At 42.0% G+C, this 4,897-nt stretch carries 2 protein-coding genes and 9 tRNA genes; 1 reads left to right on the top strand and 10 read right to left on the bottom strand.

All coding sequences use genetic code 11. The features are described 5' to 3' along the window. Nucleotides 1–881: 881 nt before the first annotated feature. Complete coding sequence (locus tag AB4482_RS19195) at nucleotides 882–1,277, top strand: DUF2391 family protein (protein WP_017060180.1); 396 nt, start codon at nucleotides 882–884, stop codon at nucleotides 1,275–1,277. Between the two features lie 344 nt (nucleotides 1,278–1,621). Here AB4482_RS19195 and AB4482_RS19190 read toward each other — a convergent pair. The 10 genes from AB4482_RS19190 to AB4482_RS19145 form a co-directional block, all read right to left on the bottom strand. Beyond that, nucleotides 1,622–1,697: transfer RNA gene (locus tag AB4482_RS19190), tRNA-Asn, on the bottom strand. Between the two features lie 29 nt (nucleotides 1,698–1,726). Further along, a tRNA-Thr gene (locus AB4482_RS19185) sits at nucleotides 1,727–1,802 on the bottom strand. 36 nt (nucleotides 1,803–1,838) lie between these two features. Next, nucleotides 1,839–1,914, bottom strand: a tRNA-Asn gene (locus AB4482_RS19180). Between the two features lie 24 nt (nucleotides 1,915–1,938). Continuing rightward, nucleotides 1,939–2,014: transfer RNA gene (locus AB4482_RS19175), tRNA-Thr, on the bottom strand. A 56-nt stretch (nucleotides 2,015–2,070) separates the two neighbouring features. Beyond that, nucleotides 2,071–2,146: transfer RNA gene (locus AB4482_RS19170), tRNA-Phe, on the bottom strand. 235 nt (nucleotides 2,147–2,381) lie between these two features. Then, nucleotides 2,382–4,007, bottom strand: a complete 1,626-nt coding sequence (locus AB4482_RS19165; protein WP_017062210.1) for a methyl-accepting chemotaxis protein — start codon at nucleotides 4,005–4,007, stop codon at nucleotides 2,382–2,384. 382 nt (nucleotides 4,008–4,389) lie between these two features. Then, a tRNA-Asn gene (locus AB4482_RS19160) sits at nucleotides 4,390–4,465 on the bottom strand. Nucleotides 4,466–4,521: 56 nt separating this feature from the next. Further along, nucleotides 4,522–4,597: transfer RNA gene (locus tag AB4482_RS19155), tRNA-Phe, on the bottom strand. Nucleotides 4,598–4,604: 7 nt separating this feature from the next. Next, a tRNA-Thr gene (locus AB4482_RS19150) sits at nucleotides 4,605–4,680 on the bottom strand. A 71-nt stretch (nucleotides 4,681–4,751) separates the two neighbouring features. After that, nucleotides 4,752–4,827, bottom strand: a tRNA-Asn gene (locus AB4482_RS19145). Nucleotides 4,828–4,897: the final 70 nt, after the last annotated feature.

Here is a 4,897-nt window from a genome sequence, read left to right as displayed (position 1 = left end):
ATTTTTACTTTAATTGGTATAAATCATAGTGTTTCGCACGTCAGTCGAATAACTTACACAAAAGATTTTCCCGCAGCCCACAGCTCTTAGCTCAGGTTTTTCCCAAAACCAACTCATGATTAGGACTACATCATTTCTGATTCCAGCTGTGAGGTGACTCGAGCATGATTTCAAACGTATATAGCTTTAAGTTTAGCATTCAGATACTCGAGCCATACGCGCTGTAGATGTTTCCTTTATTAAGTGAGCGGCTCTCAGTATTAGTTAACAGCCTTTCGGCTACGAAATCTGACTTCTGCTCTATCTGTGAATCTATAGGATACGTGTAATTAGGGCTCTATCATGGAGGCTTCTCTTAAGAACGCTAGAGCTCATAATGAGTCGACTTAATGTCTCTTGTTATGCATTGAGCTTAAAACCACTCTCGATGGTATTGAGCGACTCGTTCTAAGTACTTCAAAGGGTGAAAGTAGGCTAGATTCAGCTTAAAGGTGAGAGTCGCTAAGTGTGTTCCCAAGTGGTGCCTGAGGGGTATATAAGCTAAGAAATAGAGCATCCCTCGTATTCGTGAAGTGACGTTTACCACCCTGCGGATTTAGATTCTTTGGTTCTAGGTGCTGGTATATTAGGGGTTACCACTCTGTCTTCGATTTTGATGTGTTTGTTGACTCGATATTAATCAGTCGTGTTGACCGTTTTGCTCTGAGCATATTGATTTCTTGCTGGTTAGTTCAAGCTATGTTTTGGTTATTGCGACTAAGATGAAGCTAGAAGGTCACTACTGTTTGCTTAGTAGAAATAAAAATCCCCCAAATCATTGGCGGATAGTTTTGTGATTCTTTTCAGAATTAGATAAAGCCTTAAACCTAATGGGTCGAATTATGAAATTGAGTTTTAACTTTGAAGATGCGAGCCAGATCTTTGTGGGATCTTTTGCCTTGGCCGTGCCGATTTCTTTTTCTGAAGAGGCTTGGAAGTTAGGGGAGACTTTACCTACCGCTAATCTATTGCTGCTATTTTTACTGTCTGCGGTGTTCTTAGGCTTCTATACGTATGAGAGTGTCTTTCAAAAAGATGTTGTTGCTCGGTTGCCGGTGTTTATTTTCAGAATAGTGATTGCTTATGTTATGACGGCATTGGTCGTTGCTTTGGTACTGACTTGCCTGGACAAATTACCTCTATTGAGTGATCCCGTCGTATCGATCAAAAGAGTGATTGTTATTTCAATGCCAGCCTCTATGGGCGCTATTGTAGTGGATAGTTTTGATAAAGAGTAATCTGTGTATCAATTTGGATTGAAGTGTCTTACAGAGCTTTTCAGCGCTTACTTGATTCGTTATTTAGCTTTCTTACCTCCAAACTTAGTATTGATTTTTTCAACCGATCTCCTAGTCAATAAAATGAGTAGCAACGTACTGTGACTGACTCTTACGTGAATGTGTCGTTTGTTGTTGGGAGATTTTGAAGAGCATTAAGTAGCGAAGATTTGTAGCTTTGGAAGGATATAAAAACGGTTGGTTTCTGAATTGAATACGGTATTTGAAAGGTGAGGGTAGTTGTATTAATAAATTAGGATCTTTAGATGCAAAAAAGCCGCATCAATGATGCGGCTTCTTTTAATTGGCTCCCCTTGCAAGACTTGAACTTGCGACATACGGATTAACAGTCCGCCGTTCTACCAACTGAACTAAAGGGGAATTGATTGTTTAGTCTCTAATCAAGAGAATGGTGCCGACTACCGGAATCGAACTGGTGACCTACTGATTACAAGTCAGTTGCTCTACCTACTGAGCTAAGTCGGCATCATGAATCAAAAAGCTTATGCTTGATGATTAACTTGGCTCCCCTTGCAAGACTTGAACTTGCGACATACGGATTAACAGTCCGCCGTTCTACCAACTGAACTAAAGGGGAATTATTCTTAAAGCTTTAAAGAAATGGTGCCGACTACCGGAGTCGAACTGGTGACCTACTGATTACAAGTCAGTTGCTCTACCTACTGAGCTAAGTCGGCACATAATATTTCTTTGTGCTTTACTGTTGTTGTCTAAGACACCAACAAATAAATTGTGGTGCCCGGAGGCGGAATCGAACCACCGACACGAGGATTTTCAATCCTCTGCTCTACCGACTGAGCTATCCGGGCGACGAGGTGTATTAAACGTGTTTTCGCGTTCTGGGTCAACATTAAATTGCAAAAAAAGTATCGTTTGATGTTTTTCTATACTTAGTGGGTTGTTTTTGCTCATTTGGGGTGAAAAACCTAGGTCTAGCATGCCCTAAAAGATAGTAAAACTACGGTTAACTACACTGAATGGGCGCCGAAATAAAAAAAGCACGTATGAAAACGTGCTTTTTTATTTGAAAATTTTCTAGGGAGTTTAGTGTTTTACTTCAAACCTATTAACCCAAGCTTCTAATTCGTTGGAAAGAGAGGCAAGAGTTTGGGTGCTGTTATGACTTTCTGTTACGACATTGCTCAGTTGGTTACCGCTCTCTTCGATCATATTGATACGCTTCGATATATCATCGCTCACCTGAGTCTGCTCAGCGGCCGCTGTTGCGATTTGATGACTCATTGATGAAATGGACTCTAATGCGACAACAATCTGTTGTAGTGCTTCAGAGGCGTTTTGAGACTCTGTTACGGTGCTTTCACTGGTCGCGGCACACACTTCCATGGTTTGAATTGCGTTGCGAGATCCCTCTTGAAGGTTATTAATCATTAATTGGATTTCTTTTGTGCTCGATTGTGTTCTGCCTGCAAGGTTACGAACCTCATCTGCTACAACAGCAAATCCACGACCTTGTTCGCCAGCTCGAGCTGCTTCAATGGCTGCATTTAGTGCCAATAGGTTAGTTTGCTCCGCTATATCACCAATCACATCCAATACTTTTGCAATGTTGTTTACATCGTTATCTAGGTTAGCGACAGCTTCGCTTGCTGTGCCTAGTTGGCCTGCTAAGCCTTGAATGTTATCTACTGTGTTGTGAATGAGTTGTTGGGTATGCTGGCTCTGTTTGTCGGCCTCGTCGGTGTTGCGCGCGGTATCGCTAGCTGAAGCAGCTACGTTATTGGCTGAAGAGGCCATCTCGGTCATTGCTGTCGCGATCATCTCTGTTGATTGCTGTTGGGTGTCTGTCAGTTGACCAATTGACCCAGCGCGATCTTCTACGCGCTGCAGTTCGCCTCTTAATGCCAGCATTGAAGCGTCAAGGTTTGATACTAGCTCAGCCAATGACTTACTCATTTGTTGTACGGCGTGATAGATACTGCCGTCAATTGCCTGAGTTTCGAAAGAGGTTTGAATTCGACCTTGTGCTACGGCTTGTACTGCTTCTCGTACGTCTTTAGGTTCGCCGCCAAGAAGCGCTAGCATGCGTTTAATGGATACAATTAGGCTCGCCAGAATAAGACCAGCAATCACGACACAAAGGAATAGCTGCCATTGAGCAGTAGACCAAAAACGAGCGTTAACTTCATTGAACCCGATACCAGTGCCGACAACCCAACCCCAATGTGGCGTTTTCTCTGCAATAGACAGTTTTTCTTCAATCGTTCCATCTGGCAGTTTTTGTGTCCAGGTGTACTCAATGATCTCGCCAGTACGATTACCAAGTACTCTTTGGATTAGCTGCCCAACACTATTGCCGTCGCCATCTTTAAAGTCGTTAAAACTGGTTCCGTGCAGTTGAGGATCTAATGGTGTCGCGATAAACGTCATGTTCTCATCGGCTACGTAAACATATTCATTATCTTTATAGATGTTGTTGCGTAGAAGGCGAGTAGCTAGTTGCTTGGCTTGCTCTTCTTCTAGTGTGCCATCAATCGCCATTTTTTCGACTTCAGTAAGAATGCTGTATGCGCTCTTAAACAGCTCTGTTACGCGAGCTTTGTTGTCCATGTTGCTAGCAACTCTTAAGGTCCATAAGCCTGTAGCCGTCAGTGCTAGCAGGGCGATCAAGATGATGCCCGATAATAAGTAAGCTTGCGTTTTTAGTTTCATATTTCCCCGCGCAGCGATTCAATAATTAGTATTAGGTATAATTCATCGAATCTTAATCTAAGTGGTGTAAGGCAGATATTAGAAAGACATCAAAGTATGATAGGGATTAAATTTTCGAAGAAAAAAAAGTAACAGGACTTGGTTCTATTTGTTTTAATGTGAATATTAGCGGGTCATGAACTTTATAAGGCGTTGGTTCTGTTGTAGTGGATATGCTTTATAGAACTTAGAATCAACTGCTGTAGTAAGAGTACTAAAAGGAGATAACTCAATTTATCGAGACTGATTAAGAGTTAGTGAGGAGCTGATGTGTATATTGAATAGAGTTTGTTTTTGTTCAAACGAAAAAAAGCCAAGTCTTTCGACTTGGCTTTCTTGAATGTGGCTCCCCTTGCAAGACTTGAACTTGCGACATACGGATTAACAGTCCGCCGTTCTACCAACTGAACTAAAGGGGAATTATTTGTGTCAACATCAGGTCTATAAAGACCATTATTTGTTAAGCACCAAATAATGGTGCCTCGAGGCGGAATCGAACCACCGACACGCGGATTTTCAATCCGCTGCTCTACCGACTGAGCTATCGAGGCAAAAGAATGGTGCCGACTACCGGAGTCGAACTGGTGACCTACTGATTACAAGTCAGTTGCTCTACCTACTGAGCTAAGTCGGCACACTAAATTCTTTGCTTAAAGAGTTAAACTCTTCAATTAAAACCTCATATAAAATGAAGTCCTTTAAAAATGGCTCCCCTTGCAAGACTTGAACTTGCGACATACGGATTAACAGTCCGCCGTTCTACCAACTGAACTAAAGGGGAATTACTTGTCTCAACATCAGGTCTATAAAGACCATTATTTGTTAAGTACAAAATAATGGTGCCTCGAGGC

The sequence above is a fragment of the Vibrio sp. 10N.222.55.C7 genome (assembly GCF_041473335.1).
GTDB lineage: Bacteria > Pseudomonadota > Gammaproteobacteria > Enterobacterales > Vibrionaceae > Vibrio > Vibrio crassostreae_C.
The sequence above is the reverse complement of the archived record's forward strand: the minus strand, read 5'-3'. Positions and strand labels throughout refer to the sequence as shown.